Consider the following 26,027-nt stretch of genomic DNA (forward strand, 5'->3'; position numbering starts at 1 on the left):
AGTGCCGCATCGGGCTCCGTATCACCTGCTCGCGTGACGCGAGGCCGGACGGTTGACCTGGCTCCCGGGAGCCGCTATACGTTCGCGACGTCCCGCTCCCGGGACAACCCGTTCGACTGGGGGCCGACGCGCGGCGAAAGGAACGAATGAACGACGTACACGGTGACCTCGAGGCGACGCTCGTCCGCCGCCTCGAGGCACGCGGATTCTCCTTCGAACCCGGGGCCCGGCCGGGCGACCACACGGTGGTCCGCGCCGGATCGCTCGACCTGTTCCTTCGGCCGACACTGAGCCTGCCCGCCGACGAGCTCACCGAGTACGTCACGGCGATGGCCGAGGACCTGCGCGACGAGCCGGATCCGCCGGTCGACGCACTGTCGCTTGTGGAAATACACATCGAGGAGGAGCTGACCTCAGTGGATGCCGACGGCCGCAACCACGCCACCGCGGTCGGTGTCCGCCGTGGCCGGGGCGGGCGGGCGGAGTGGTTCGCCGAGCGTGCCGAGCCCGCCGCGGGGCACGCCGTTCCGGTCGAGGACGCCGACCTGGAATGGCGAGCCGACCGGCCCTGAGGGCGCGCGCTACTTGCTCTTGGGCGCGCCGGTGTAGTCGTTGGTGACGATCACGATGACGCCGGGGCTGGAGTCGGCGATGCCCTCGAACCTGGGTTCGACGCGCAGGCCGAACTCCGCGGCGAGCAGCTTGGCCGCCTTCATCTCGCTGGTGCCGGGCCGGTAGTACGCCGTCGACGTGGGGATGATGCCCGAGGAGTAGTTCGACGTCTCCACGACCTTCCAGCCCGCGGCCCGGAACTCGTCCGAGGCGCGGGCGGCGAGCCCGCGGGTGGTGCTGTTGTTGTAGACCCTGACCTCGACGGACTGCGCGACGACCTGCTGGTCGTCGGCTCCGCCGTCGCCGTCGCCGTCGCCGCCGTCTCCCTCACCGGGCTGGCCGGGCCGCGTGGTGCCGGTGCCGCCGGGCTCGGCCGGGGACGTGGGCGCGGGGCTCCGCTCCGTCGCGGTGCCGGGTCCCGTGGTCGTGGGCTGGCCCGGCTGGGTCGGGCCGGGGCTGCCCGGCTGGGTCGTCTCCGACGGTGACGGCGACGGCGCCGCCGTGTCCTCACCGTCGCCGGTCAGCAGCGTCACCCCACCCAGGACGGCGGCGACGACGGCCACGGCGAGCAGGCCCAGCCCGGCCGCACGGGCCGGCCGGGACAGTCCGTCGAAGATGCTCATGGAAGTTCAATCCCCAACCGCCGTGCCGCCCGGGTGCGCTGCCTCGCGGCGCGCGACTTCCGGAGGCGCTTGACCAGCATGGGATCCGAGCGCATGGCTTCCGGCTTGTCGATGAGCTGATTCAGGATCTGGTAGTAGCGCGTGGGCGACATGGCGAACAGCTCGCGGATGGCCCGTTCCTTCGCACCGGCGTACTTCCACCACTGGCGCTCGAAGGCGAGCACCTCCTGCTCCCGTTGCGAGAGGCCCTCCGCCGGTTGACCGGCAGGGGCGGGCGGGGACGGCTGGCCCTCCCGGGCCGTCGACTCCGCGGCGTCCATCTGGCTCCTCGCAATCTGGCAAATCACACGGCTGTCGTCCGCCGCCGCCATTAGATCACGGTCGCGGGGGCGTGTGCCGATACCACGCCCGGCGCGTCCGGAGGTCCGTGATCTCGGTAGCATGAACGGTCGTGACCGTCCACGCCATCCGCATCGCCGGTGACCCCGTGCTGCACCATCCCACCCGCGAGGTGGAGAAGTTCGACGACGGGTTGCGCAGGCTCACCGACGACATGTTCGAGACGATGTACGCCGCGGAAGGGGTCGGCCTCGCCGCCAACCAGATCGGCGTCGATCTCCGCGTCTTCGTCTACGACTGCCCCGACGACCAGGGCGTCCGGCACAAGGGCCTCGTGGTCAACCCGAAGCTGGAGACCTCGGAGGTCCCGGAGACGATGCCCGACCCCGACGACGACTGGGAGGGCTGCCTCTCCGTCCCGGGTGAGTCGTTCCCGACCGGCAGGGCCTCATGGGCGAAGGTGACCGGATTCGATCTCGAGGGCAACCCCGTCGAGGTGGAGGGCACCGGCTACTTCGCGCGGTGCCTGCAGCACGAGACCGACCACCTGGACGGTTACCTCTACCTCGACCGGCTCGTCGGCAGGCACGCCCGCGCCGCCAAGAAGATGCTCAAGGCGAACAAGTGGGGCGTTCCGGGCCACAGCTGGCTGCCCGAACCCGCCGACGCCTGACCGCCATTGCCGGACACAAAAGGATCACGATAGGGTCACCGCGAGGCAACGAACACCAGCGTAGTGCGCGAATCGCCCTCGGACCGGTCGGCCGGCCGCCACTGGTCCGCTGCCCACCCACGCGGTCGCGAGGGCTGTTCGCCCGGAGAGGCGGGCATGACCGAAGAGGGCCAGGGCAGGGGCGCGTTCAACTCGGCAACGGGCCGCTCGCTGGAGAGCGACCACGGCAAACCTCGTTACCTGGCTTATCAGCGGGAACTCATCCGCCCCCACTGCGGGCGTTCGGTGCTGGAGGTGGGCGCGGGTCTCGGGGAGTTCGCGGAGGGGTTCACCGGCCTCGACCGCTTCGTGGTCACCGACGTGGACCCCGACGCGGTGCAGCAGCTGAAGTCCCGCTTCGCGGACCGCACGGAGGTCGAGGTCCAGCAGTTCGACATCGACGGGCACAGCACGCTCGGCACACCGGTCGAGACGCTCATCGCCATCAACGTGCTCGAACACATCGCCGACGACGTCGACGCCCTGCGCTGTCTCGCCAAGTCGGTGACCGGCACCGGGAACATCGTGCTGTTCGTGCCCGGCTACGAGCAGCTCTACGGTGACTTCGACCGCAAGGTCGGTCACTGGCGCCGGTACACCCCGGCCACGGTCGCCGGGGCGGCGCGGGACGCCGGGCTCACCGTCGAGGTGGCCAGGCCGGTGAACTTCCTCGGCGCCTTCGCGTGGTGGGCCGCGGTACGCAAGGGCGGGGTCGGCGCCCCCGACCGCAGGCTGGTCGCCGCCTACGACCGGTTCGTCGTACCGGTGACCAGGGCGATCGAGAACCGCGTCCGCGTCCCGTTCGGCCAGTCGGTACTCTGCGTGGCCCGCAAGTCGGCGGTCTGAGCCCCGGCGGTACGCACCGTCCCGCTCCGCCGTCCGCGAACACGCGGCACGGTTCCGCTTGGTGAGCGCACACTGGTTACCGGTGTAACGGTGTAATCAGGGTGGTGATGCGGGTGGCCGACGACGAGGCGCTCGACGCCTACTCCCGCGCGGTGACGTCCGTCGCCCGCTCCGTCGCGCCGCACGTCGCCAGCGTGCGTCTCGCCCGGGGCAGCGGTTCCGCCGTGGTGTTCACCGACGACCGGCACCTGCTCACCAACGCCCACGTGGTGGGCGGTGCCCGGCACGGTACGGCCACCTTCGCCGACGGCGGCGAGGCGGAGTTCGACGTGGTCGGCGCCGACCCGCTGTCCGACCTCGCCGTGCTGCGCGCCCGCGCCGGGACCCCGCCCGCCGCCGTGCTCGGGAACGCGGACACGCTCGTCGTCGGCCAGCTCGTGGTGGCCGTCGGCAGCCCGCTCGGCTTCGCCGGGTCGATCACCGCGGGGGTCGTGAGCGGGCTCGGCCGGGCACTGCCGGTGCGCCAGGGCCGCGCGGCCCGGGTCATCGAGGACGTGATCCAGACGGACGCCGCGCTCAACCCGGGCAACTCCGGTGGCGCGCTGGCCGACCCGGCAGGCCGCGTCGTGGGCATCAACACGGCCGTCGCCGGTTTCGGCCTCGGCCTCGCCGTCCCGATCAACCCGACGACCCGCCGGATCGTCGACACGCTGCTCGTGGAGGGCCGGGTACGGCGGGCCTACCTCGGGCTGGTCGGCGTGCCCGCGCCCCTGCCGGACGACGTCGCGGAGCGCACCGGCCAGCGCGCGGGGCTGCGCGTGGTCGAGGTCGTCCGGGGCGGGCCGGCCGAGCGGGCCGGGCTGCGGGCAGGCGACCTCGTGCTGACCGTCGGCCGCGAGCGGGTCGCCGACGCGCAGGGCATCCAGCGGCAGCTCTTCGGCGAGGTCATCGGCCTGACGCTGCCGGTGACGGTGCTGCGCAACGGGGCGATGGTGGACGTGCTCGCGAAGCCGACCGAACTTGCGGGTTGAGGTCTGCGGTGCCGCATGGCATGGTCGGAAGGACAACCACACACCTCGCGGGAGCTCGCGCCTTGGCGGGCTGAGAGGGCGGCTGGTGTTCCGTCGAACCCGGTGCCGCCGACCGCATGAACCTGACCGGGTAATGCCGGCGTAGGGAGTGATCTTCTTGACGACCCTGGAAAACCGCGGCACCGACTTTCAGCCCACTGTCACCACCGGACCGATCACCGGTTCGCGCAAGGTCTACCACCAGACCGAGTCCGGGCTGCGGGTACCGGCCCGCAGGGTGGACCTCAGCAACGGCGAGCACTTCGACGTCTACGACACCTCGGGCCCCTACACGGACCCGGAAGCCGGCATCGACGTCCACAAGGGACTTCACCCGCTGCGTGCGGGCTGGACCGACGGCCGCGAGCACAACACCCAGCTCGGCTGGGCGAAGGCGGGCGTCATCACCAGGGAGATGGAGTTCATCGCGGCCCGCGAGCGGGTCGACCCGGAGTTCGTGCGCGCCGAGGTGGCGCGCGGGCGGGCGGTGATCCCCGCCAACCGCAGGCATCCCGAGTCCGAACCCATGATCATCGGGAAGAACTTCCTGGTGAAGGTCAATGCCAACATGGGCAACTCCGCCGTGTGGTCTTCGGTCGAGGAAGAGGTCGAGAAGATGGTGTGGGCGACCCGCTGGGGCGCCGACACGATCATGGACCTCTCCACCGGCAAGCGGATCCACGAGACGCGGGAATGGATCATCCGCAACTCACCGGTGCCGGTGGGCACCGTGCCCATCTACCAGGCACTGGAGAAGGTGGACGGCGAGCCCGAGAAGCTCAGCTGGGAGATCTACCGGGACACGGTGATCGAGCAGTGCGAGCAGGGTGTCGACTACATGACCGTGCACGCGGGCGTCCTGCTGCGGTACGTGCCGCTGACGGCCAACCGGACGACCGGGATCGTCTCCAGGGGCGGCTCCATCATGGCCGCCTGGTGCCTCGCCCATCATCAGGAGTCGTTCCTCTACACGCACTTCTCCGAGCTGTGCGAGATCCTGCGCTCGTACGACGTCACGTTCTCCCTCGGTGACGGGCTGCGCCCCGGCTCGATCGCCGACGCCAACGACCGTGCGCAGTTCGCCGAGCTGGAGACGCTCGGCGAGCTGACCCACATCGCGCGGGAGCACGATGTGCAGGTGATGATCGAGGGCCCCGGCCACGTGCCCATGCACAAGATCAAGGAGAACGTGGAGCTGGAGGAGAAGCTCTGCGGCGAGGCGCCGTTCTACACGCTCGGTCCACTGGCGACGGACATCGCCCCGGCGTACGACCACATCACCTCGGCCATCGGAGCCGCGCAGATCGGCTGGTACGGCACGGCGATGCTGTGCTACGTCACGCCGAAGGAGCACCTCGGCCTGCCGAACCGGGACGACGTGAAGACCGGCGTGATCACGTACAAGATCGCCGCGCACAGCGCCGACCTCGCCAAGGGGCACCCGTACGCGCAGGAGTGGGACGACGAGCTGTCCAAGGCACGCTTCGAGTTCCGCTGGAACGACCAGTTCAACCTGGCGCTCGACCCGGACACCGCGCGGTCGTTCCACGACGAGACGCTGCCCGCCGAGCCGGCGAAGACCGCGCACTTCTGCTCGATGTGCGGCCCGAAGTTCTGCTCGATGCGGATCACGCAGGATGTCCGCAAGTACGCCGAGGAACACGGTCTGACCTCGGTCGAGGCGATCGAGGCAGGCATGCGGGAGAAGGCCGAGGAATTCGAGGCCCACGGCAACCAGGTGTACCTGCCGGTGGTCGACAAGGCATGAGCCCGACCCCACGGACCGCCCTCACCATCGCCGGATCCGACTCCGGCGGTGGTGCGGGGATCCAGGCCGACCTGCGCACGTTCTTCGCGTGCGGTGTGCACGGGATGACGGCGATCACGGCGGTGACCGTGCAGAACTCCCTCGGCGTGCAGGGATTCACCGAGATCCCGGTCGACACGGTGACCGCCCAGATCAAGGCCGTCTCCGGCGACATGGGCGTCGACGCGGCGAAGACGGGGATGCTCGCCACCGCCGAGATCATCGAGGAGGTCGCGAAGACCTTCGAGGAGGTCCACATCGGACGGCACGCGGAGAAGCCGCTCGTCGTGGATCCGGTCGCGGCTTCGATGCACGGGGACGCGTTGCTCAGAGAGGAGGCGCTCGAGGCCATCCGCTCCGAGCTGTTCCCGCGCGCCACGCTGGTGACACCGAACCTGGACGAGGTGCGGCTGCTCACCGGGATCACCGTGACCGACGGCGGCAGCCAGCGGGAGGCGGCGAAGGCGCTGATCGATCTCGGCCCGCAGTGGGTGCTGGTGAAGGGCGGGCACATGCACGGCGACCCGCGCTGCGTCGACCTGCTCTCCGACGGGGTGCAGTTCGTCGAGCTGTCCGGGACCAGGTACGACACCGAGCACACCCACGGCGGCGGTGACACGCTGGCGGCGGCGATCACGGCGTCCCTGGCCAAGGGTCTCGGCGTGCCGGACGCCGTCGCGGCCGGCAAGCGGTTCATCGAGCGGTCCGTCGCCGAGTCGTACCCACTCGGCGGCGGCGTCGGGCCGGTGTCCCCGTTCTGGCGCCTGGCCCACGACGACTGAACAGCGCTCAACCGCGCGGGAGGACCTGGGAGAGCACATTCGGCAGGCCGGTCCAGTCGGACGTGACCACGGACGCGTGCGCCGCGGCGAGTTCGGCGACCCGCCGCAGTGCCTCCGCCTCGGTCGGCGTCCGCGCGTCGATCCCCGGGGCGACGGCGTGCGCGTCGGTCATCACCAGCAGGTAGTGGTTGTCGTCGTACCAGGCGGTGTCCACGTGTTCGACGTAGGTCGCGGCGTCGCCGTCGAACACGACGAACCAGGGCCGCAGCCCGGCGTCGGCGTACCGCGTGCGGGGGTCGCCGGACGCGGCGTTGTGCACGGCGGGAAACACCTGCGCCTCGGCGAGCCTGCCCGCCGCGTGCAGGGACCGCAGGCGCTGCGCGATCTCGACGTCGGTGCGCAGGGTGTCGGTCGGGTTCCGCTCCTCGACGGTGCCCGGAATGGCCTCGACGATCACCTTGCCCCGCAGGGACTCCCGCGACGGCCAGTTGTCCGCCCTGGCCGCGGCGTCCAGTGTGGAGTGTCCACCGAGCAGGTCGGCCGGCCGGAACACGGCGTCGCCGAGCCGGTCGCGGAGCACGGAGTCCAGCTCGTCGGGACCCAGTCCCCGGTTGTTCGCGAAACCGGTCTTCATCTCCAGTTTCAGCAGGATCGGCCCGCTTCCGGGATGCGCGTCGAGCCACACCCGGATGTCGTCGAGGCAGTGTTCGAGGTTCTTGTTCCGGGTGCCGGTGTACAGGTCGTCCGGCGAGTCGGCGACCACGCAGTTGTTGTCGTTGCCGAGCGGGTCGCCGTGGCTGACCTTCCACTCCCTGGTGATGATGTTGGGCCACACGTCCAGCTCGATCAGCGCCGCGCCCGCGTCGAGCGCCTGCGCCAGGTAGGTGTACGCACCACGCTCGTAGGTGTTGTGCACACCGACCGTCGTCGTGCCCGACACCCGCACCGGATCGGCCGCCACCACCGTGCCGCCGAACAGCACGATCGCCGTTGCCGTGCCCAGAACCCTCGAGAACAACCGCACCGCCCGCCCCTTTCGCTCACCCGGTCGCCGATCATGGTCGGCGCGGTTTGCCCACCGGTGAAGCGGAAGCAACCGGACGGCCTACGACGATCGACGTGCGCCACCCGCCACGTCGAGATCGTGAACCGGGGATGAACGAACGGTGCTTCCCCGTGATCAGGCGCGGCCGCGCTCGTAGGCTGTTCGATCCACGGGGATCGACGAGAGAGCGCGCATGGGGCCGGGTCAGACACTGCAGGCACTCGCCGAGCTACTCGGCTCGGGACAGGGCAGCGTGGTCCTGGGCGTCGCGGCGCTGCTCGCCATCGCCTCGCCGATCGTCGACCGCTACGTCATCCGGCGCAAACGCGTGCACTACCGCGTCCAGTACAACTCGAAGATCGGGCTGAGCCCGGTCGACCTGCACGACGGCAATGGCGCGGCCCGCCACGCCGACCCGCGCCTGCTGCACATCGCGGAGTTGCTGGACCGGATGAGCATCGTGGTCATCCGGGTGCGCAACACCGGGAGTTTCGACATCGAGCCGAAGGACTTCGGCAGGCCGCTGGAGTTCACCTTCGGCCGCAGGGTGATCTGGGACGCGCGCATCTCCGAGCCGTCCGTCGAGGAGCATCGCGGTGAGCTGACCGACGCGCTCGAGTTCTTCTCGGTCGACGGTGACGCCGGTGATCCCGGCGAGACGGGCAAGCTCACGAAGGTGCGGACCTCGCTCGGCCAGCGACTGTCCGCGTGGCTCGGCAACTCCGCCTCCGGCGAGCCGCCACCCGCTCCGCCACCGCAGTGGCACGGGGTCCGGCTGAGCCGGTTGTCCCTGGAACGCAAGGAGAAGTTCAAGCTCGTCGTGGTCCTGCGGGAACCCGACGGCAACCGGCACGGCGAGATCACGAAGGTCGTCGAGCGGTCCGGGCACCTGCCGGGCGGCCGGATCAAGGACGACCGCAAGCTGCGCCGGATCACCTGGCCGGTGGTCACGGCCACGTTCGGCGTGCTGCTGACCGGGGCGTTGCTCGCCACCGTGCTGACCAGCGCCTCCCGGCAGGTCACCGACCCGACACTGCAATGCGCGGACGGCACCCTGCGCATCGTCGGCTCCAGCGCGTTCACGCCCGCGGTGAGTGACATCGCCGGTGAGTACTCCCGCGTGTGCGGCGCCGACGTGACCACCGAGGCGACCGGCAGCATCGACGGCGTCCGGCTGCTGGCGAACCTCGACCAGGCGGAGCGGGGCACGCTGGCCGCGCTGTCCGACGGCCGGGCGGGCGAGCCGGGGCGGCAGCTCGTTGCCCAGGCGGTCGCGGTGATCGTGTACACGGTCGTCGTGAACGACTCGGTGGGCGTGGATCGGCTCACCCTGGAACAGGTCAGGGGCATCCACTCCGGCCGGTACCGGGATTGGAACCAGATCCGCCGCGGCCCCTCGCTGCCCATCCGCATCGTCGGACGCGGCCAGGAGTCCGGTTCCCGGCGCACGTTCGAGCGGACCGTGCTCGACGGCCCGGAGGGCGGCCTCTCGTCCGACTCGTGCGAGCGGCGCGACCGTGGCGCCTCGGCGCCCGTGATCCGCTGCGAGCGTGGCAGCGAGGCCGACGTCCTCGCCGAGGTCGCGGACACCGAGGGCGCGATCGGATACGCCGACCTGCCGTCCGCGAGGGCGGCCCGCACCGGTGGACTCCCGATCACGGTCGTGGAGCTGGACGAGAACTACCCGGACGTCAGCGACATCCCCAACGGCTACCCGTTCTGGACGATCGAGTACCTCTACACCCTCGGTGTGCCGGAGAACGGATCGCTGCTGCGTTACTTCATCGACTACCTGCGCAGCGGCACCGCCCGCGCCGCGCTGCAGGACGCCGGGTACGTGCCGTGTGTGCGCCGGGACGGCCGGGTGCACCACCTCTGCCGCGGCTGAGCGCACCCACCGGCCACACTGGGCGGATGAGCCAGACACCACGCCCACCGGCCGCGCTGACGATCGCGGGCTCGGACTCCGGCGGTGCCGCGGGGCTGCAGGCCGACCTGCGAACGTTCCTGACCTGCGGGGTGCACGGCCTCGTCGCCGTCACCGCGGTCACCGTGCAGAACACGCTCGGGGTGCACGACCGCGCCGACATCCCCGCGCCCGTCGTCGCCGCGCAGATCGACGCCGTCGCCGGCGACATGGGCCTGGAGGCGGCCAAGACCGGGATGCTGGCGTCCGCCGACATCATCCGCGCGGTGGCACGCGCATGCGAGGAGAACGGCATCGGCGGCGACGGCACGGTGCCGTTCGTGGTGGACCCGGTGGCCGCGTCCATGCACGGGCATCCGCTGTTCGACGAGGCGGGCCTGGCGGCCCTGCGGGACGAGCTGCTGCCGAGGGCGACCGTGCTCACCCCGAACCTGGACGAGGTGCGGCTGCTCACCGGGATCCGCGTCACCGGGCGCGAGCAACTGCGGGAGGCCGCGGTCGCCCTGCACGCGCTCGGGCCGCGGACCGTGCTCGTCAAGGGCGGGCACCTGGTCGCCGACCCGGAGTGCGTCGACGTGCTCTACGACGGCGAGACCTTTGTCGAACTGCCCGGGCCGCGGGTGGCGACCCCGCACACGCACGGCGCGGGCGACGCGATGGCATCGGCGCTCACGGCGGGCCTCGCCCGGGGCATGCCGGTGCCCGAGGCCGCCCGGTTCGCGAAGTGGTACGTCGGCAACGCCGTCGAGCACGCCTATCCGATGGGCGCGAAGGTCGGCCCCGTTTCCGCGTTCTGGCGCCTCGCCCCGGAATAGCCCGTTACGATGCGCCGCGTGAGGTGGCGGGAACGGGTACGGCGGCTCGTCGACGACCGAAGGTTCGGCAACTTCATCATCGCGGTGATCATCGCGAACGCGGCGACCCTCGCACTGGAGACATTCCCGTCGATTCTGGACAGTCACGGCGGACTGCTGCACACGCTCGACTACCTCGCGCTCGGGATCTTCGTCGCGGAGCTGAGTGCCCGCTGCTACGCCTACCGCGGGGCGTTCTTCCGCGACGCCTGGAACATCTTCGACCTCGTCGTGGTCGGGATCGCGCTCGTACCGGCCACCGGACCGTTCGCCGTGCTGCGGGCGCTGCGGATCCTCCGGGTGCTGCGGCTGGTGTCGTTGGTGCCGTCCATGCGGAAGGTCGTGGCCGGGCTGCTCGCGGCCGTGCCCGGGATGGCCTCGATCGCCGCGCTGCTCGGCCTGGTGATCTTCGTCGCCGGGGTCATGGCGACCAAGCTGTTCGGCGGTATCGCGCCCGGCGACTTCGGCGACCTCGGCACGTCGCTGTTCACGCTGTTCCAGGTGATGACCGGGGAGTCGTGGCCGGACATCGCCGACGCGGTGATGGCGGAGGCGCCGCTGGCGTGGATCTTCTTCGTCGTCTACATCCTGGTGTCCAGCTTCGCGGTGCTGAACCTGTTCATCGCGGTGATCGTCAGCGCGATGGAGGACCAGCTGCGCGACGAGATCCGGGAGGAGGAGGACAAGCAGACCGCGCTGCAGCAGTCCGCGAACCAGGAGATCCTGGCCGAGCTGCGGGCCCTGCGGGCCGAGGTGGCCGAGCTGCGGGCCCACCGCGAACTCGACCCGAGCTGAAGCGTCACTCGTCGTCGAGCAGGGCTTCCAGCGCGGGCAGTGCGGCGGTGAGCGCCTCCCGGTGCTCGGGCGAGAGCCGTTCGATCCGCTTGCCCAGCTCGTGCACGCGTGTGGAGCGCACACCCGAGAGCAGCCGCTCCCCCTCCTCGGTGACGGTCGCCAGCCAGGCCCTGCGGTCCACCGGGTCCGACTCCCTGCGCACGTAACCGGCCTCGACGAGGGCCGCCACGATGCGCGACATCGTCGCCGCAGCGACCCCTTCCTTGGCGGCGAGGTCACCCAGCCGCAGCTGGCCGCACCGGGACAGCGTGGCGAGCGCCGAGATCGCGCCGTGTCCCGGCCCCGGCGTGCCGGCCTGCCGCAACGACCGGGAGAGCCGACCGATGGCGAGGAACAACCTGTTCGGGATGTCCTGCGATGACGAGGTGGTCACCTGGGCGCTCCTCCGTCCGCGCTCGGCCTGAAGTGCCGTACACCATACGTGGCCGTCGGCGGCGTCCTCACCGAGGTGGGCTGGACGCCTGCGCCCAGAATCGCTGGGGGACGCGCCCGGCTGCCCTGGCGAGCCTGCCCGCGGTGACCGCGGACCGCATCGCGTACGCCATCCGCTCCGGGTCCTGCGCCCTGGTGACCGCGGTGGACAGCAGCACCGCGTCGCAGCCGAGCTCCATCGCCAGTGTCGCGTCGGAGGCGGTGCCAATCCCGGCGTCGAGGATGATCGGCACCCCGGCGCGGGCCACGATCAGCTCGATGTTGTGCGGGTTGCGGATGCCGAGGCCGGTCCCGATCGGCGCGCCGAGCGGCATCACCGCGGCGCAGCCCGCCTCCTCCAGCCGCAGGGCGAGCACCGGGTCGTCGTTGGTGTAGACGAGCACGGTGAAGCCGTCGGCCACGAGCTGCTCCGCCGCGTCCAGCGTCTCGACCGGGTCGGGCAGCAGGGTGCGGTCGTCGGCGTGCACCTCCAGCTTCACCAGGTCGGTGTCGAGCGCCTCGCGCGCGAGCCTGGCCGTGAGCACCGCCTCGGCGGCGCTGCGGCAGCCCGCGGTGTTGGGCAGCAGCGTGATGCCGAGCCGCCGCAGCAGTTCCAGCACACCCGACCCGCCCTCGGTGTCGGCTCGGCGCATCGCGACCGTGGTGAGCTCCGTGCCCGAGGCGACGAGCGCACGCTCCAGCACGGTCAGGTTGCTCGCGCCGCCGGTGCCGATGATGAGCCGCGAGCCCAGCTTGTGCTCGCCGATCACCAGCTGGTCGCCGTCGGTCAGGACTTCGTCGGTCATCGTCAGCCTCCCTGCACCGCGGTGAGGATCTCCAGCCGGGCGCCGTCCGGCACCACGGCACCTGCCCAGTCGCCCCGGCGCACGACCTGCCCGTCGAGCGCGACCGCGACACCCTGCCGTGCGGTTCCCAGCGCCTCCAGCACGTCGGCGACCGTGGTGCCCTCGGGGAACTCCCTGGCGTCCCCGTTGACGTGTACTCGCATCACACCCGCTCCCTGGTTCCGTCCCGATCGGGCCGCGCCGCCGTCACCGGGGCCGGTGGCCGCCCGCCGTCGAGCAGCGCGAGCACGGCGTCCGCGGTGACGGGCGCCAGCAGCAGCCCGTTGCGGTGGTGCCCGGTGGCCGCGAGGACCCCGTCCCCCAGCGCACCGATGTACGGCAGGTTGTCGGCGCTGGCCGCGCGCAGCCCCGCCGCCGTCTCGACGAGCTCGTACTCGGCGATCGCGGGGAAGACGCGTTCGGCGCCCTCCAGCAGCTCGCGCGCGCCCCGTGCGGTCACCGTCGAGTCGAACCCGGACTCGTACTGCGTCGCACCGAGCACCAGCTCGCCGTGCTCGCGCGGCACGAGGTACACCGGCCTGCCCTCGACGACCGCCCGGACGGTGCGCCGCGGTGGGGGCAGGGTGCCCCGGCGGGCACGCAACCGCAGGATCTCTCCCTTCAACGGGCGTACCCGGTCGGCGAGCTCCGGATGCAGCCGCGCGCTCCACGCGCCCGCGGCGAGCAGCACGACGTCGAACGCGTGCTCGGCGGCGTGGGTGCGCACGCTGGTGGCGGAAACGCCGACGGCCTGCTCGGCCAGGAACCGCGCGCCGTGCCGCCGCGCCGCCGCCGCCAGCGCGTCGAGCAGCATGCGGTTGTCGACGGCCAGGTCACCGGGCACGAGCAGGCCGCCGCGGACGGCGCCGCTGAGCCCCTGCTCGGTACGCCGCAGTTCCCGGCCGTTCACCCACGTCACCTCGCGGCCGAGGCCGCGCAGGTACCGCGCGAGCACGTCGAGCTGGTCGGCGTCGGCCCGGTCGAACGCGGCGACGACGGTTCCGGCGAGCGAAAGGCCGGGGTCGACGCCCTCGGCCTTCAGCTCCTCGGCGAAGGCGGGCCAGCGGCGCAGGGACTCCTCGCCGAGTTCGAGCACCGCCTCCTCGCCGGGCCAGGCCTCCGTGACGGGGGCAAGCATGCCGCCCGCGACCCACGAGGCGCCCCTGCCTGGTGCGGGATCGACCACGGTCACCCGGTGTCCCGCGGCGACGGCCCGCCACGCCACGGCGAGGCCGATCACACCGGCACCGACGATCGCGAGGTTGGTCTTGTCACTCATCGAAAATCACGCTCCCTGCGCCGGCATGACCCGGATCAGGTTCCACGGTCGGAGCGGCGGCTCCCTCTCAGCCCGTGCCTCGGGCTCCCGTGCGGACCCCTCCCACGGTACAGGGCGGTACTACTGTGGCGCCATGCCCGGCCTCAACGGTGACCAGATCAGGCAGCGACTCGCCGGTGCCAGGTTGTACCTGTGCACCGACGCCCGGCGTGAGCGCGGCGACCTCGCCGAGTTCGTCCGCGCCGCCCTCGCCGGTGGCGTCGACATCGTCCAGTTGCGCGACAAGTCCGGCGGCGCCCCGCTGGAGGCGAAGCAGGAGCTGGCCGCGCTGGAGGTGCTGGCGCAGGCGTGCGCCGAGCACGGAGCGCTGCTGTCGGTGAACGACCGTGCGGACATCGCGCTCGCCGTCGGCGCGGACGTGCTGCATCTCGGCCAGGACGACCTCCCGGTGCCGCTGGCTCGCCGGATCCTGGGCGACGAGCCGGTGATCGGCCGCTCGACGCACTCGCTCGACCAGGCGCGGGCGGCCGCGGCGGAGCCCGGCGCCGACTACTTCTGCGTGGGCCCGTGCTGGCCGACGCCCACCAAGGAGGGCCGCACCGCACCCGGCCTCGGTCTGGTCAGGGACGTGGTGGGGCGGGTCGGCACCGACCGGCCGTGGTTCGCGATCGGCGGGATCGACCGGCAGCGGCTGCCGGAGGTACTGGCCGCGGGCGCGGACCGGGCGGTGGTGGTGCGGGCCATCACCGAGGCCGCCGACCCCCGGGCCGCCGCCGCGGCGCTGAAGGCAGGCCTCACCGCCCCGCCCACGTGACCAGGAACATCACCCACACGCGCCTCTCCCGCCCCACTGATGCGAAGCGAGGGAGCTTTACTACCGTCAGACGGCAGTAAAGCTCCCTCGCTCTCCCGCTCAGGGCGAGGGTTCGGTCTGCGGCTCCGTGGCGGTCTGCTCGCCCGGCTCGCCGGTCGGCTCCTGCTCCTCCTCCGCGGGCGTGCTCGGCTCCGTCGGCTCGGAGGTCTCCGTCGGCTCGCTCTCCTGCGTCTCGGTGGGGCTGTCGGAGGTGGTCGGCGCGACCGGCTGCTCCTGGCGCTGGTCGTCGCCGGGCGCCCGCTCCGTGCCACCCGAGTCGCCGGAGCCGCCCGAGCCGCCGCCGCTGACCAGCCTGCTCACCGTGCTGCCCGATCCTCCGTCGAGGGCGCGCCCGCTGACCTGCTCGAAGGCGGTTACCGCGCCCATCCCGATGACGAACGCCAGCGCGCTCGTGGCAAGCAGCAGCGGCCAGCGCCGGCGCAGCCAGCCGAGGACGCCGTTGCGCCCGGCGGGCGCCTCCCCCGCGTCCTCGGGCTTGGGCAGGAACACCGTCGGTTCGTCGGAGCCGGGCGGGTCCTGCCCCGGCAGCGGCAGGTACCGGGTCGCCTCCGTGCTGGCCCACGGCGCTCCGGCTCGCTCGAAGGCGCGGGTCCGCCGGGTCCCCGGCACCTGCTTGTAGGTGAAGGTGTGGTGTCCCGGCACCTGACGCTGGGTCTCGGCGGGCAGCACGCGCAGCGCCATCTCCTTGGTTCGCCGCGCCGCGTGTTTGGTGCGCTCCATCGACCGCAGCAGCAGCTCGCTGCCGACGGTGGTCACCACGCTGAGCACGCCCGCGCCCACCACGGTCCCGTACACCCCGAGCGACGACGCGAGGAAGGCGGCCAGGATGGCCGCGAGGGCGGCCGCGGCCACCTGTGCCAGCCGGATACCGGACGACCGCCCCGACGATTCGGAGGATTCCGCCTCCGTCTTGTCCGGCGCGCCGGCTGCTTCCTCGGTGCTCGGCTTTCTCGAGTTCTGGTCGGCCATGATTCCGATCTGCTCGCACTCCCCGTCGTTCCCCACCCTCAACGGTTGTATCGCCGTTTTCGCTCCCGATGTTGCCACGGAGTGAGCACGAACACTATGTCCACAATAGACGCTGAAATTTCAGCTTCCCTTGACATCGGAATCCGCGTTCCGGGGAATGTTCGGAGGACCGTCCACGCCACAGTGCATGCGTTCGGCCGGGGGCGCGGCGGATTGCCTGGAAAGGACGTCATTGCGAATTCCGGTGGCGAGCAGCGCGCCCAGCACGGCCAGCCCGGCGGCGGCGAGCAACGCGGTGCGCCACCCCGCCGTCAGGGCCTCCGGGTCGGCGTACGCGGTGCCGGTGAGCCCGGCGACGGCAGGCAGCAGGGCGACCGCGAGCAGGCTCCCGGTCCTGGCGATGGCGTTGTTGACGCCGGAGGCCACGCCCGCGTACCGGTCGGGCGCTGCGGCGAGCACGGTGGACGTCACGGGCGCCACCACCGTGGCCAGGCCGAGGCCGAACACCGCGACCGCGGGCAGCACGGCGCCGACGTAGGAAGCACCTGGCTCCACCCTGCGCAGCAGGAGCATCCCGGTCGCGATGAGCAGCGGGCCGAGTACCAGCTGCGCCTTCGGCCCGATCCGCTGGGCGAGTGCCCCGGACCGGCCGGAGAGGGCGAGCATCAGCAGGGTGATCGGCAGCCCCGCCGCGCCCGCCGCCGTCGGCGAGTACCCGAGCGACACCTGCAGTTGCAGGACCAGCAGCATCAGGACGCCGCCGAGCCCCGCGTAGACGGCGAGCGTCAGCCCGTTGGCCAGCACGAACGTGCGCTCGGTGAACAGCACGGGCGGCACGAGCGGATTCCGGGAGCGGAGCTGGCGGTGGACGAAGGCGCCGAAGGCCAGCACCCCGGCGACCGCCGCACCGACGACGAGCACGTCACCCGCGCCGCGCACCGGGCCCTCGACGAGCGCCGCGGTGATGCCCGCGAGTCCCGCCGCCGCGAGCACCGAGGACAGCACGCCGGGCCTGCGCTGCCCCCGCTCGTCGCGTGATTCCGGCACGTAGCGGCGCGCGAGCCAGACACAGCCGACGGCGACGGGCACGTTGACGAGAAACGCGAGCCGCCACGACCACGCCTGCACCAGCAGCCCGCCCACGAGCGGGCCGATCGCGGCCGCGATCCCGCCCAGCCCGGACCACACGCCGATCGCCCGCGCCCGCTGCGAGCGCTCGAACGTCGCCTGCAGGATCGCCAGGGAGCCGGGGGTGAGCAGCGCGCCGCCGATGCCCTGGACGATCCGCGCGGCGATCAGCAGCCCAGGCGTCGGCGCCGCGGCGCACAACACGGAGGCCATCCCGAACCACACGACGCCGACGACGAACACCCTGCGCCTGCCGTAGCGGTCGGCGAGCGCGCCCGCGATGAGGATGAGCGAGGCCAGCGAGAGCAGGTAGCCGTCGAGGATCCACTGCAGGCCGGAGACCGAGGCGCCCAGCTCCGCGCCGATCCGGGGCAGCGCCACGTTGACGACCGTGCTGTCGAGCATGGCCATCCCCGAGCCGAGGATGGTCGTGGCCAGCACGCCGCGTGCGGCCGCGCTACCCCAGGTGACGGTTCCCCCGGGCGTGCTCACCTCACGGGCGGCGCAGGGTCGTGACGAACTTGTACCGGTCGCCGCGGTAGATCGAGCGCACGTACTCCACCGGCTTGCCGTCGGTGGCGAACGAGTGCCGGGAGAGCAGGAGCACCGGCATGCCGACGTCGGCGCCGAGCAGCTCCGCCTCCTGCGGGCCCGCCAGCGAGGTCTCGATGGTCTCCTCCGCGCGGTCGAACTCCACCCCGTAGCGCTCCCGCAACACGGCGTAGAGGGAGCCGCCCTCCGACACGTACTTGCGCAGACCGCGGAACCGGGCCAGCGGCAGGTGCGTGGTCTCGAGCGCCATCGGCTCACCGTCGGCGAGCCGCAGCCGGTGCAGGCGCAGCACCTTGGCCCCGGTGCGGATCCCGAGCAGCTTCGGCAGCTCCCCCTCGGCGTGCAGTTCCTCGACCTCGAGCAGCTGGGAGGACGGTTCGCGGCCCTGCGCCCGCATGTCCTCCGTGTACGAGGACAGCTGCAGCCGCTGCGCCACCTTCGGCTCGGCGGCGAACGTGCCCTTGCCCTGCACCCGGTGCAAGCGCCCCTCGGCGGTCAGGTCGGCCAGGGCCTGGCGGACGGTCGTGCGGGAGACGTTGAAGTCGCTCGCGAGCGCCCGCTCGGTGGGGATGGGCGAGCCGGGCGGCATCGCCTCGAGCAGGTCGAGCAGATGCTGCTTCAGTGCCCAGTACTTCGGTTCGCGCTGGCCCCGCGTGCCGGACACCGAGTCCGGCGAGCCACCGGCAACCGCCTCCAACATGACGACTCCTCCACTGCTGCGCGCGAATCCCTCACTGTGAAAAGTACCCTTCGGAGGGTACGTTGCATCGCGGCTACTATTGGTCTAGACCTCAATGGGTGACGGAGAGGACCATCGTGAGCGAGCGCAAGCCCGGCCCTGGCGAGTACATGGCCGCCGAGATCGCCGAGCAGCCCGGCAGGCTGGCCCGGATCGCCGAGGCCCGCGACGGCGTCGTGGAGGTCGCCCGCGCCATCGCCGACCGGCCACCCCGGTTCGCGTTGCTCGCCGCGCGCGGTTCCAGCGACCACGCCGCGCTGTACGCGAAGTACCTCATCGAGGTGCTGCTCGGACTGCCGGCCGGACTCGTGTCACCATCCACCACCACACTCTACGAGGCACGGCCTGACCTGCGGGAAGTCCTGCTGGTCTCGGTGAGCCAGAGCGGCGGTTCACCCGATCTGGTGGAGGTCACCGCCGCCGCGAGGGAGCGCGGCGCGCGCACCGTCGCCGTCAGCAACACGGCGGACTCGCCCCTGCACGGCGTGGCCGAACTCGCCGTCGACATCGGCGCGGGGCCGGAGCAGGCCGTCGCCGCGACGAAGACCTACACGGCCACCCTGCTGACGCTGTACCTGCTCGTGGACGCGATCCGCGGCGGCACCGGCGAACACGTGCACGACATCGGCAAGCTCGCCGAGCAGGCCCTGGAGCGGTCCGACGGCGACGTGTCCCGCGCCATCGATCGTTATCGTTTCGTTGACCGGATCATCACTTCCGGGCGCGGCTACTCCTACGCCACGGCACTGGAGGCGTCGCTGAAGCTGGCCGAGACCAGCTACCTCGCCGCCCGCGCCTACAGCGGCGCCGACCTGCTGCACGGCCCCGTCGCCGCCGTCGACGAGGACACCGCCGTGCTCGCGGTGACGAGCGCGGGCAAGGGTGGAAGGGCGATGCACGACGTGCTCGGGGCGGTCGCCGACCGGGGCGCGGACGTGCTCGCGATCGGCTCCGCGGCCGAGTCGGTGCCCGCCGCGCTGCGGATCGGCCTGCCGGAGACGGCCGAGGAGGTCGCGCCGATCCTCGAGGTGCTGCCGGTGCAGCGGATCGCGCTGGGGCTGGCGCTGGCCCGCGGTGGCGATCCGGACCGCCCGCGCGGGCTGCGGAAGGTGACGAGGACCCGATGACCTCGGGCACCGGGATCGTGCTCGGCGTGGACGCCGGCGGTACCGCCACCCGGGCGCTGGCCCTCGGTCCGGACGGGTCCGTGCTCGGCAGCGGGCTCGCCGGGGGCGGCAACCCGAACTCGCACCGGCCGGAGCACGCGGCGGAGGCCATCGCCGAGGCGATGACGGCCGCACTCGCGGGTCTCGACGCGGCCGCCGTCCGCGCCTGCGTGATCGGCATGGCGGGAGCGAGCAAGCTCACCGACCCGGCCGTCGCGGACCTGTTCCGGCGGGCGTGGGACGACCTCGGCCTGCCCGCGCCGCCGCGGGTGGCCTCCGACGCGGAGGCGGCGTTCGCGTCCGCGACCTCCGCTCCGGACGGCACCGTGCTCATCGCGGGCACGGGCTCGATCGCGGGCCGGATCCGCGCGCGACGCATGGTCTCCACCGCGGGGGGCTACGGCTGGCTGCTCGGCGACGAGGGCTCGGGCTTCTGGATCGGCAGGGAGGCCGTCCGGTCGGCGCTCGACGCGCTGGCCGGTCACGCCCCGCTCGGGGCGCTGGCACGGGCGGTGCTCGTCGAAGCGCTCGGGGAAGTGGGCACCGAGAACGCCGGGGACACCACCGGCCGGCGGCAACTCGCCTACCGGCTGATCACGGCCGCCAACGCCGCGCCGCCGGTGCGCCTTTCCCGGTTCGCGCCGCTGGTGAGCACGGCCTCGGTGGCGGGAGACCCGGCCGCACAGGAGATCGTGCGGACCGCGGCGCGGTGGCTGACCGAGACGGCGATGGCCACCCGGGAGCCGGGCGAGCGCACCCCCGTCGTGCTCGTGGGCAGCGTGCTGGGGCGGGACAGCCCCGTCGGAACACTCGTGCGGGAGAGCCTGGCCGGGCCGGAGGTGCTGGAAAGCCGCGACGGCGTGCTCGGCGCCGCGTGGCTGGCGGCCGTCGACGCGTTCGGCGAGCACGCGCCGCGACCCGTGGCGGGGTCGGGCGCGGGAGTACCGTAGGTCGCGCGGCCCCCGGACCTCCCCCCTCGCCGGGGGTCGCCCTACGCGCGTGCCTCCGGCCGCTCGGAGACATCCGGTTGCCTCGGGTGCCGCAGGCCGGGATGGTCCTTCGGCAACGCACGGTAGAGCACCCCACCACTCACGGCGACGACGAGCGCGACCAGCGGCCACGACAGCACCGTGCGGGCCACGCCGAGCGCGACCACCTCACCGGCCCACCACAACGGTCCGAACACGACCACTCGCAGCACGTACTGGAGCACCCACACCCAGCTCGCGAGCGAGTACGCGCGCAGGAGGGCGGGGTCGCGCCGCCAGCGGGTGCGCTGACCGAGGGCGAACCCGACCACGACGCCCAGCAGCGGCCAGCGCACCACGACGCTGGCGGCCCAGATCAGTGCGCTGGCCACATTGGACAGCAGCTGGATGAGGAAGAAGTCCTGGGCGCGGCCCGTGTGGAGGGCGATGAGGGCGGCGGCCACAACGGCGGCCAGGCTGACCACCACGGCGCGGACCCGGTGTCCCCGCGCGAGCCGGAACACGCCGATGAGGACGCTGCCGCCGATCGCGGCGGCAGCGCCCCAGCCGATCGAGTGGTCCGCGAGCAGCCAACCCACCACGAAGGCCACCGGTGGCAGGCTCGCGTCGATCGCCCCGCGCCTGCCGCCGAGGAGGCTTGCCAGCGACTCGCGCCGGGACGCGGATTCGGTCGCGGAACTGTCGGTCACACCGTCTAGCCTGCCTGAAAACGGACCGCGGGTCAGCTACCGGGGAGAGGTTGCCCACAGCGTCGTGAAATACGGCTGCGCCCGGATCCGATGGAGGAGGAAGCTAGGACATCCGATCAACCGACGGTGGCGTAGGTGTGGATCACCCGTGCATCCTCGGGAGTCGATCGGAGGGGAACGATCACCACAGGGCGCTGGGCGGAGGAGGAACCCGTGGACGGCTTTCACAGCTACGTTGCGATCGGCGACAGCTTCACCGAAGGCCTGAACGACCCGCTCCCGGACGGGAGCTTCCGGGGATGGGCGGACCGGCTGGCGGAGATCCTCGCCGAGGGCAGGCCGGGATTCCGGTACGCCAACCTCGCCGTGCGCGGCAAGATGCTGGCCGAGATCTGGGACGAGCAGCTGCCGATCGCGCTCGACATCAAGCCCGGTCTGGTCACGGTGTGCGCGGGCGGCAACGACATCATCGTGCCCGGAGCCGACGTGGACGTGGTGGCCGAGCGGTTCGAGGAAGGCGTCGCCGAGCTGCGCAGGGCGGGCATCGAGGTGCTCATGTTCACCGGTCCCGACACCAAGCAGATGTCGGTGATGAGCGTCCTGCGCGGCAAGGTCGGTATCTACAACGCGCACCTGTGGGCCATCGCCGAGCGGCACGGCGCCAGGGTGGTCGACCTGTGGGCGATGGACGTGCTGCACGACGTCCGCGCCTGGAGCGACGACCGGCTGCACTTCACGCCGGAGGGGCACCGCAGGATCGCACTGCGGGCGGCGGAGGTGCTGGGGGTGCCAACCGGGCAGGACTGGCGCGAACCGTGGCCCGCGGCCGACGAGCACGCCAACTGGCTCACCCTGCGCCGCTCCGACCTCGAATGGACCAAGACCCACCTGTTGCCGTGGATCCGCCGCCACCTCCGCGGCGAGTCGATGGGCGACGGGGTCACCCCGAAGCGGCCCCAGCTGTCGCCGCTCCTGCCCAGCCAGCAGGAGGCCATGCTCGACGCGGCCTGCGGGCAGGCCCGCGACTGACTCCCCGGTGCGCCCTGGTGCAGTGAAGGCCACCTTGCGTGCGCCCAACGCACTGAAGGTGGCCTTCACTGCGTCCGCACCACCGCGTGCCTGCCGCGGTGCCCTTCGGCGCCCGGGGATGCGTTGAGCTGCACGGACGGGTTTGTCCGATTACAGTCGACGCATGCCGGGCGCACGCCGACTGTTGTGGCTGATCCCGCTCGCACTGGTGGTGACGGGCGGCCTGGCGGCTGGTGCGACGTTCCTCGGCGCCGACCGCATCGAGTCGGACCTGACCGCCCGCACCAGGGACGCCCTCGTCGCGGCGGAGCTGCCCTCGGCGACGGTCGCGTTCGACGGCCGCGACGCCAGCATCGGCAACGTGCCCGCGGACCAGCGCGGCCGGGCCAGGAGCGTCGTCCTCGGCGTCGCGGGCGTGCGCACGGCGGAGGTGACCGGGCAACCCGCCGAGCAGGCGCCCGAGGCGGGCGGTCACGTCAAGCGCGACCTGCAGGTCCGCCTCGATCAGCTGCTCGCCGCCGAGCCGATCACCTTCCAGCCGGACACCGCCGAGCTGACGGTGCAGGGCACCCGGTCCGTCTCCCGGGTCGCCGACATGCTCACCGCCGCTCCGGCGAACGTGACCTTCGAGGTGGGCGGGCACGTCGCGCGTGTCCCCGGCGGCGACCCCGAGGGGGCCCGCACGCTGTCGGAGGAGCGCGCGCGGGTGGTGGCGAACAAGCTCGTCGAGGCGGGCATCGCCGAGGACCGCGTGCGTGCGGTCGGCTACGGCGACACCCGGCCGCGTTCCGAGAGCGGCACCACGGACCTCGACCGGCGGGTGGAGATCACGGTGCGCTGAGGCGGCGACGAGGGAGGGGCCATGCTGTGGTTGTTCGGTCAGATCTGGCTCTGGCTGCTGCTCGCGTTCGCGCTCGGCGTGGCGCTCACCGTGCTGGTGCTCGCCCCGTGGCGGCGCAGGCTGAGCCGGGAGCCTGCCGGTGAGTCCGACTTCGCCGAAGCCGAGGGGTTCGGCGCCTCGACGGAACGGACCGAGCTGCTGGTCCCGATCAGCCCGCCGCCCGGTCCCCCGGAGTCGCCCGCGGGCTATCCCGAAGACGAACCCACCGAACCGCCCGACCACGGCCACCGGGAGGGCACCCTGCCCGGGCGCGAGGAATGGCACGCCCGCAACGAATGGCCCGACGAGCACGACGTCCCGGAGGCCGAGCGGCAGTGGCAGCCGCGCCAGGGCGGCTGAGCGGCGGCTGATAAGTTCACGGGAATGCCGCTACCGCACTGGACTTCGGAGAACGTTCTCCCACCGGGCCGGCATCCCGCCGATCTCTCCGACATCTACGAGCGGTTCGTGTGGGATGCCCCGCACCGCAACGAGCGGGAGATCCTCTTCAGCGCGCTGAGCGGTTACCTCGGTGTCGTCGGCAGGCTGATCCCTTCGGGCCGCGCCTGGATCGGCGGCGGGATCACCACCCGGATGGAGGGCGTGCCCCAGGATGTCGACGTGGTGCTGATCCCGGACGACTGGGGCAGCCTGAAGCGGCTCGGCGGCCCCGCGCGCGCCGCGCTCTACGGGCTGCTGACGCTGCGCGGGGTGATCGCGGAGCAGCCCGTGATGTACCTGGAGCAGGTGCAACCGGTCGGCGGCCTGCTCGACGGCTACCTGTGCCACCCAGGTGACGAGGAGGCGTGGGCCGAGGCCTGGTCGTCCGTCCGGGGGCCGTACGGTCCGATCGATGGCATGGTCAAAGGCTTCGCGGAGATGACGTGGTGAGCTTCCGAAAGATCGCCGAGGGCATCCCCGGCGGCACCTGGCTCGACGACCTGGCACGGGCGTCCGCGATGGCGGCGCACGCGAAGTTCGAGCGCACGTGCCGCTCGCCGCTGCTGCGCGTGTCGGTGCTCGGCACCTCGCAGCTGGACGCGTACACGTTCTCCGACATCGGCAAGGCGCTGCAGGACGCCACGGCCAAGATCGGCCACATCGTGCGCAACCCGCAGGGCGAGATCACGTACGTGCAGCCCGCGGATCGCGAGAAGGCGCCGCTGATCCAGCGCGGGCAGGCGGGCAACGCCATGTTCTTCGGCTTCCCGGAGACCTCGGAGCCGGACGCGCTGATCCACGACGGCATCGAGACGCTGTCGGAGCGGGCGGTCAAGGAGCTGTGCGACTTCCTGCCCGCGAACGGCTCCGACGACGGCGCGCTGGACGCGGTGCTGTTGCAGCGCGACACCGTGCGCAACGCGGTGAGCGACATCGTGAACGCGGTGATGAAGACGTCCGGCATCGGCCTTTCGCTCATCCCGACCGCCGGGGACGAGCTCACCCGCAGCATGACGACCGAGCAGGCGCGGGTGCTGCACAGCAGCCTGCGGGAGTCCAGGGAGGACGTCGGGTACGAGACGGTGACCGGCCGGCTCGACGGGGTGCGGACGCGGCGGCGGATCTTCTACCTCGAGCGCGACACGGGCGGCACCATCCAGGGCGCCGTGGCGCCGGACCTGCTCGACGAGATCAAGGTCAACCTGGACCGGCCGGTCACGGCCCGGCTCCGCGTCGTCCGGGCCACCACGATCGACGGCAGGCGCGGCAGGCCCGTCTACGAGCTGCTGAACATCCACTCGGAGACGAGCCTGTTCGACTGACCACGCGACGGTGTCCTGATCGATGTCCTGATCGGACTCCCGAACGAGTGCGGCCCCGTGCCATCAGTCCCGATCTGATGGCACGGGGCCGCACTCGGTGAAGCGGTCATCGCTGCCGACGGCGGCCCGGGGTTCACCCCGAGCAAGGAAGATCCCGGACCGCCCGGCAACGACTACCTCATTGGTCGCGCCAATGAGGTGGCGACACGTTAACAGGCCGTGTGGGGGTGGCTACAAGCACCCCCACACGGCCTGCGATCAGTTCGTTACCGGAACGTCAGCGGGTCACCGGGGTGAACTCGCGGCTGGCGATGAACGTCGGCCGCGGCTTGCCCGCCGCGAACGGCTCCACGAGCGCGTTCTCGACGCTGTTGAACACCAGGAAAATGTTCGAGCGCGGGTAGGGCGTGATGTTGTTGCCGGACCCGTGCATGATGTTGGAGTCGAAGAACAGCGCGGAGCCCGCGGGCCCGGTGAACTGGTCGATACCGTGCTCGGCGGCCAGCCGGGTGATGTTGTCCTCGCTCGGCACGCCGATCTTCTGCTCCTTGAGCGAGGTCTTGTAGTAGTCCTCCGGGGTCTCGCCGACGCACTGCACGAACGTCCGCTGCGAGCCCGGCATCACCATGAGCCCACCGTTGAACGGGTAGTTGTCGGTGAGCGCGATCGAGCAGCTCACGCAGCGCGGGCGCGGCATGCCGTCCTCGGCGTGCCAGGTCTCGAAGTCCGAGTGCCAGTAGAACCCGGACCCCTTGAACCCGGGCATGTAGTTCACCCGGCTCTGGTGGATGTAGACGTCCGATCCGAGGATCTGGCGCGCGCGATCCAGGATCCGCGGATCCCGCGCCAGCTCGCTGATCAACTCACTGACCTTGTGGACCTCGAAGATCGAACGGACCTCGCCCGAGGCCTTCTCGGTGATCACTCGCTCGTCGGCCTTGAGCTGCTCGTCCGAGGAGAGCCGCACGAGTTCCTGCCAGTAGCCCTGGACCTCGGCGGGGGAAAGGAGTCCCTCGACGATGGAGTACCCCTTCGCGTCGTGCGAAGCGAGGGTGGCCGCGTCGATCGGCCCGTCGTGTTCACTGCCCCAGACAGTGGGATCAGTGCGCTCGAGAAGGTCTCCCTCGGTCGCGACGATCCGGGTCGGATAACTGTCCTCAACACGGCTCTCAGTGAGAGTCAAATTACTCGCCTCCTATGAGTGCCACTTTGTACTTGGATTTTCTTTCTTCCAGCGCCCCA

At 71.8% G+C, this 26,027-nt stretch carries 29 protein-coding genes and 2 riboswitches; of the genes, 17 read left to right on the top strand and 12 right to left on the bottom strand.

Features of this window, described 5'->3' with window-relative positions:
- Nucleotides 1–146 precede the first annotated feature (146 nt).
- Entirely contained in the window at nt 147–572 is a 426-nt protein-coding gene (locus B0I33_RS05320; protein WP_106177397.1) for a hypothetical protein, read from the top strand.
- Between the two features lie 9 nt (nt 573–581).
- Here B0I33_RS05320 and B0I33_RS05325 read toward each other — a convergent pair whose 3' ends face one another.
- Both B0I33_RS05325 and B0I33_RS05330 read right to left on the bottom strand, forming a co-directional pair.
- A complete protein-coding gene (locus B0I33_RS05325; protein ID WP_106177398.1) occupies nt 582–1,235 on the bottom strand; it encodes a LytR C-terminal domain-containing protein in 654 nt (217 codons plus the stop codon).
- Nucleotides 1,232–1,555 (bottom strand): DUF3263 domain-containing protein, encoded by a 324-nt coding sequence (locus B0I33_RS05330; RefSeq protein ID WP_106177673.1) that lies wholly within the window; start codon nt 1,553–1,555, stop codon nt 1,232–1,234. Before B0I33_RS05330 ends, B0I33_RS05325 begins: the two co-directional genes overlap by 4 nt.
- A gap of 131 nt (nt 1,556–1,686) precedes the next feature.
- On the opposite strand from B0I33_RS05330, the gene B0I33_RS05335 reads away from it, so the two are divergent.
- From B0I33_RS05335 to thiD (B0I33_RS05355), 5 genes are all read left to right on the top strand, one after another.
- Complete coding sequence (locus tag B0I33_RS05335) at nt 1,687–2,247, top strand: peptide deformylase (RefSeq protein WP_106177399.1); 561 nt, start codon at nt 1,687–1,689, stop codon at nt 2,245–2,247.
- A gap of 156 nt (nt 2,248–2,403) precedes the next feature.
- Nucleotides 2,404–3,132, top strand: a complete 729-nt coding sequence (locus tag B0I33_RS05340; RefSeq protein ID WP_106177400.1) for a class I SAM-dependent methyltransferase — start codon at nt 2,404–2,406, stop codon at nt 3,130–3,132.
- 107 nt (nt 3,133–3,239) lie between these two features.
- Complete coding sequence (locus tag B0I33_RS05345; protein WP_106177674.1) at nt 3,240–4,163, top strand: S1C family serine protease; 924 nt, start codon at nt 3,240–3,242, stop codon at nt 4,161–4,163.
- Nucleotides 4,164–4,200: 37 nt separating this feature from the next.
- Nucleotides 4,201–4,328, top strand: a riboswitch (TPP riboswitch).
- A complete protein-coding gene (gene thiC, locus B0I33_RS05350; RefSeq protein WP_181193183.1) occupies nt 4,321–5,970 on the top strand; it encodes a phosphomethylpyrimidine synthase ThiC in 1,650 nt (549 codons plus the stop codon). Its footprint overlaps the riboswitch before it by 8 nt.
- Nucleotides 5,967–6,791: a bifunctional hydroxymethylpyrimidine kinase/phosphomethylpyrimidine kinase gene (thiD, locus tag B0I33_RS05355; protein ID WP_106177401.1), complete on the top strand. Its 825-nt coding sequence runs from the start codon at nt 5,967–5,969 to the stop codon at nt 6,789–6,791. The genes thiC and thiD (B0I33_RS05355) overlap by 4 nt, the downstream gene beginning before the upstream one ends.
- A 7-nt stretch (nt 6,792–6,798) precedes the next feature.
- Here thiD (B0I33_RS05355) and B0I33_RS05360 read toward each other — a convergent pair whose 3' ends face one another.
- Nucleotides 6,799–7,815, bottom strand: a complete 1,017-nt coding sequence (locus tag B0I33_RS05360; RefSeq protein ID WP_106177402.1) for a phosphatidylinositol-specific phospholipase C domain-containing protein — start codon at nt 7,813–7,815, stop codon at nt 6,799–6,801.
- A 214-nt stretch (nt 7,816–8,029) separates the two neighbouring features.
- Between B0I33_RS05360 and B0I33_RS05365 the strand changes: the two genes are divergently transcribed.
- From B0I33_RS05365 to B0I33_RS05375, 3 genes are read left to right on the top strand one after another with little or no spacing between them, the layout of a single operon-like run.
- A complete protein-coding gene (locus B0I33_RS05365; protein WP_106177403.1) occupies nt 8,030–9,724 on the top strand; it encodes a PstS family phosphate ABC transporter substrate-binding protein in 1,695 nt (564 codons plus the stop codon).
- A gap of 26 nt (nt 9,725–9,750) precedes the next feature.
- Complete coding sequence (gene thiD, locus B0I33_RS05370; protein WP_106177404.1) at nt 9,751–10,578, top strand: bifunctional hydroxymethylpyrimidine kinase/phosphomethylpyrimidine kinase; 828 nt, start codon at nt 9,751–9,753, stop codon at nt 10,576–10,578.
- A gap of 9 nt (nt 10,579–10,587) precedes the next feature.
- Complete coding sequence (locus B0I33_RS05375; protein WP_425440440.1) at nt 10,588–11,412, top strand: ion transporter; 825 nt, start codon at nt 10,588–10,590, stop codon at nt 11,410–11,412.
- Between the two features lie 4 nt (nt 11,413–11,416).
- Here B0I33_RS05375 and B0I33_RS05380 read toward each other — a convergent pair whose 3' ends face one another.
- From B0I33_RS05380 to thiO, 4 genes are all read right to left on the bottom strand, one after another.
- Complete coding sequence (locus B0I33_RS05380) at nt 11,417–11,845, bottom strand: MarR family winged helix-turn-helix transcriptional regulator (protein WP_106177405.1); 429 nt, start codon at nt 11,843–11,845, stop codon at nt 11,417–11,419.
- Nucleotides 11,846–11,912: 67 nt separating this feature from the next.
- A complete protein-coding gene (gene thiG, locus B0I33_RS05385; RefSeq protein WP_106177406.1) occupies nt 11,913–12,689 on the bottom strand; it encodes a thiazole synthase in 777 nt (258 codons plus the stop codon).
- Nucleotides 12,690–12,691: 2 nt separating this feature from the next.
- The gene (gene thiS / locus B0I33_RS05390; protein ID WP_106177407.1) at nt 12,692–12,892 is read right to left on the bottom strand and encodes a sulfur carrier protein ThiS; all 201 of its coding nucleotides are present in this window, start codon (nt 12,890–12,892) and stop codon (nt 12,692–12,694) included.
- Nucleotides 12,892–14,007 (bottom strand): glycine oxidase ThiO, encoded by a 1,116-nt coding sequence (gene thiO, locus B0I33_RS05395; protein WP_106177408.1) that lies wholly within the window; start codon nt 14,005–14,007, stop codon nt 12,892–12,894. Before thiO ends, thiS begins: the two co-directional genes overlap by 1 nt.
- Nucleotides 14,003–14,108: riboswitch (TPP riboswitch) on the bottom strand. (Overlaps the previous gene by 5 nt.)
- A gap of 32 nt (nt 14,109–14,140) precedes the next feature.
- On the opposite strand from thiO, the gene thiE reads away from it, so the two are divergent.
- Nucleotides 14,141–14,821 (top strand): thiamine phosphate synthase, encoded by a 681-nt coding sequence (thiE, locus tag B0I33_RS05400; RefSeq protein ID WP_106177409.1) that lies wholly within the window; start codon nt 14,141–14,143, stop codon nt 14,819–14,821.
- 99 nt (nt 14,822–14,920) lie between these two features.
- Here thiE and B0I33_RS05405 read toward each other — a convergent pair whose 3' ends face one another.
- The 3 genes from B0I33_RS05405 to B0I33_RS05415 form a co-directional block, all read right to left on the bottom strand.
- A complete protein-coding gene (locus B0I33_RS05405) occupies nt 14,921–15,850 on the bottom strand; it encodes a hypothetical protein (protein WP_245900454.1) in 930 nt (309 codons plus the stop codon).
- 120 nt (nt 15,851–15,970) lie between these two features.
- Nucleotides 15,971–17,389, bottom strand: coding sequence for an MFS transporter (locus tag B0I33_RS05410; RefSeq protein ID WP_245900476.1), 1,419 nt, complete (start codon nt 17,387–17,389; stop codon nt 15,971–15,973).
- Between the two features lie 82 nt (nt 17,390–17,471).
- Complete coding sequence (locus tag B0I33_RS05415) at nt 17,472–18,230, bottom strand: GntR family transcriptional regulator (protein ID WP_106177410.1); 759 nt, start codon at nt 18,228–18,230, stop codon at nt 17,472–17,474.
- A gap of 149 nt (nt 18,231–18,379) precedes the next feature.
- Between B0I33_RS05415 and B0I33_RS05420 the strand changes: the two genes are divergently transcribed.
- Both B0I33_RS05420 and B0I33_RS05425 read left to right on the top strand, forming a co-directional pair.
- Complete coding sequence (locus B0I33_RS05420; RefSeq protein ID WP_106177679.1) at nt 18,380–19,396, top strand: SIS domain-containing protein; 1,017 nt, start codon at nt 18,380–18,382, stop codon at nt 19,394–19,396.
- Nucleotides 19,393–20,385, top strand: coding sequence for an N-acetylglucosamine kinase (locus tag B0I33_RS05425; RefSeq protein WP_106177411.1), 993 nt, complete (start codon nt 19,393–19,395; stop codon nt 20,383–20,385). The genes B0I33_RS05420 and B0I33_RS05425 overlap by 4 nt, the downstream gene beginning before the upstream one ends.
- Before the next feature lie 41 nt (nt 20,386–20,426).
- Here the strand turns inward: B0I33_RS05425 and B0I33_RS05430 are convergent, their stop codons facing one another.
- A complete protein-coding gene (locus tag B0I33_RS05430; protein WP_106177412.1) occupies nt 20,427–21,113 on the bottom strand; it encodes a DUF3159 domain-containing protein in 687 nt (228 codons plus the stop codon).
- Nucleotides 21,114–21,326: 213 nt separating this feature from the next.
- Between B0I33_RS05430 and B0I33_RS05435 the strand changes: the two genes are divergently transcribed.
- The 5 genes from B0I33_RS05435 (at nt 21,327) to B0I33_RS05455 (ending at nt 24,785) form a co-directional block, all read left to right on the top strand.
- Nucleotides 21,327–22,142, top strand: a complete 816-nt coding sequence (locus tag B0I33_RS05435) for an SGNH/GDSL hydrolase family protein (RefSeq protein ID WP_106177413.1) — start codon at nt 21,327–21,329, stop codon at nt 22,140–22,142.
- 163 nt (nt 22,143–22,305) lie between these two features.
- Nucleotides 22,306–22,983 (top strand): OmpA family protein, encoded by a 678-nt coding sequence (locus tag B0I33_RS05440; protein WP_106177414.1) that lies wholly within the window; start codon nt 22,306–22,308, stop codon nt 22,981–22,983.
- Nucleotides 22,984–23,004: 21 nt separating this feature from the next.
- Nucleotides 23,005–23,382, top strand: coding sequence for a hypothetical protein (locus B0I33_RS05445; RefSeq protein ID WP_106177415.1), 378 nt, complete (start codon nt 23,005–23,007; stop codon nt 23,380–23,382).
- A gap of 24 nt (nt 23,383–23,406) precedes the next feature.
- Nucleotides 23,407–23,913, top strand: a complete 507-nt coding sequence (locus B0I33_RS05450) for a DUF6932 family protein (RefSeq protein ID WP_106177416.1) — start codon at nt 23,407–23,409, stop codon at nt 23,911–23,913.
- Nucleotides 23,907–24,785, top strand: coding sequence for a hypothetical protein (locus B0I33_RS05455; RefSeq protein WP_106177417.1), 879 nt, complete (start codon nt 23,907–23,909; stop codon nt 24,783–24,785). Before B0I33_RS05450 ends, B0I33_RS05455 begins: the two co-directional genes overlap by 7 nt.
- A 277-nt stretch (nt 24,786–25,062) precedes the next feature.
- On the opposite strand, the gene thpD is transcribed toward B0I33_RS05455, so the two are convergent.
- A complete protein-coding gene (gene thpD / locus B0I33_RS05460; RefSeq protein WP_106177418.1) occupies nt 25,063–25,968 on the bottom strand; it encodes an ectoine hydroxylase in 906 nt (301 codons plus the stop codon).
- Nucleotides 25,969–26,027: the final 59 nt, after the last annotated feature.

This window comes from Prauserella shujinwangii (assembly GCF_003001955.1).
Taxonomy (GTDB): Bacteria; Actinomycetota; Actinomycetes; order Mycobacteriales; family Pseudonocardiaceae; genus Qaidamihabitans; species Qaidamihabitans shujinwangii.

Coding starts and splice junctions, on each gene's coding strand:
- thiE (WP_106177409.1), top strand. CDS start 14,141: ATGCCCGGCCTCAACGGTGACCAGATCAGGCAGCGACTCGCCGGTGCC.
- B0I33_RS05405 (WP_245900454.1), bottom strand. CDS start 15,850: ATGGCCGACCAGAACTCGAGAAAGCCGAGCACCGAGGAAGCAGCCGGC.
- B0I33_RS05365 (WP_106177403.1), top strand. CDS start 8,030: ATGGGGCCGGGTCAGACACTGCAGGCACTCGCCGAGCTACTCGGCTCG.
- B0I33_RS05420 (WP_106177679.1), top strand. CDS start 18,380: ATGGCCGCCGAGATCGCCGAGCAGCCCGGCAGGCTGGCCCGGATCGCC.
- thiS (WP_106177407.1), bottom strand. CDS start 12,892: ATGCGAGTACACGTCAACGGGGACGCCAGGGAGTTCCCCGAGGGCACC.
- B0I33_RS05320 (WP_106177397.1), top strand. CDS start 147: ATGAACGACGTACACGGTGACCTCGAGGCGACGCTCGTCCGCCGCCTC.
- B0I33_RS05325 (WP_106177398.1), bottom strand. CDS start 1,235: ATGAGCATCTTCGACGGACTGTCCCGGCCGGCCCGTGCGGCCGGGCTG.
- B0I33_RS05415 (WP_106177410.1), bottom strand. CDS start 18,230: ATGTTGGAGGCGGTTGCCGGTGGCTCGCCGGACTCGGTGTCCGGCACG.
- B0I33_RS05440 (WP_106177414.1), top strand. CDS start 22,306: ATGCCGGGCGCACGCCGACTGTTGTGGCTGATCCCGCTCGCACTGGTG.
- thiG (WP_106177406.1), bottom strand. CDS start 12,689: ATGACCGACGAAGTCCTGACCGACGGCGACCAGCTGGTGATCGGCGAG.
- B0I33_RS05450 (WP_106177416.1), top strand. CDS start 23,407: ATGCCGCTACCGCACTGGACTTCGGAGAACGTTCTCCCACCGGGCCGG.
- thiO (WP_106177408.1), bottom strand. CDS start 14,007: ATGAGTGACAAGACCAACCTCGCGATCGTCGGTGCCGGTGTGATCGGC.
- B0I33_RS05340 (WP_106177400.1), top strand. CDS start 2,404: ATGACCGAAGAGGGCCAGGGCAGGGGCGCGTTCAACTCGGCAACGGGC.
- B0I33_RS05410 (WP_245900476.1), bottom strand. CDS start 17,389: ATGGCCATGCTCGACAGCACGGTCGTCAACGTGGCGCTGCCCCGGATC.
- thiD (WP_106177401.1), top strand. CDS start 5,967: ATGAGCCCGACCCCACGGACCGCCCTCACCATCGCCGGATCCGACTCC.
- B0I33_RS05330 (WP_106177673.1), bottom strand. CDS start 1,555: ATGGACGCCGCGGAGTCGACGGCCCGGGAGGGCCAGCCGTCCCCGCCC.
- B0I33_RS05345 (WP_106177674.1), top strand. CDS start 3,240: ATGCGGGTGGCCGACGACGAGGCGCTCGACGCCTACTCCCGCGCGGTG.
- B0I33_RS05425 (WP_106177411.1), top strand. CDS start 19,393: ATGACCTCGGGCACCGGGATCGTGCTCGGCGTGGACGCCGGCGGTACC.
- B0I33_RS05445 (WP_106177415.1), top strand. CDS start 23,005: ATGCTGTGGTTGTTCGGTCAGATCTGGCTCTGGCTGCTGCTCGCGTTC.
- B0I33_RS05375 (WP_425440440.1), top strand. CDS start 10,588: ATGCGCCGCGTGAGGTGGCGGGAACGGGTACGGCGGCTCGTCGACGAC.
- thiD (WP_106177404.1), top strand. CDS start 9,751: ATGAGCCAGACACCACGCCCACCGGCCGCGCTGACGATCGCGGGCTCG.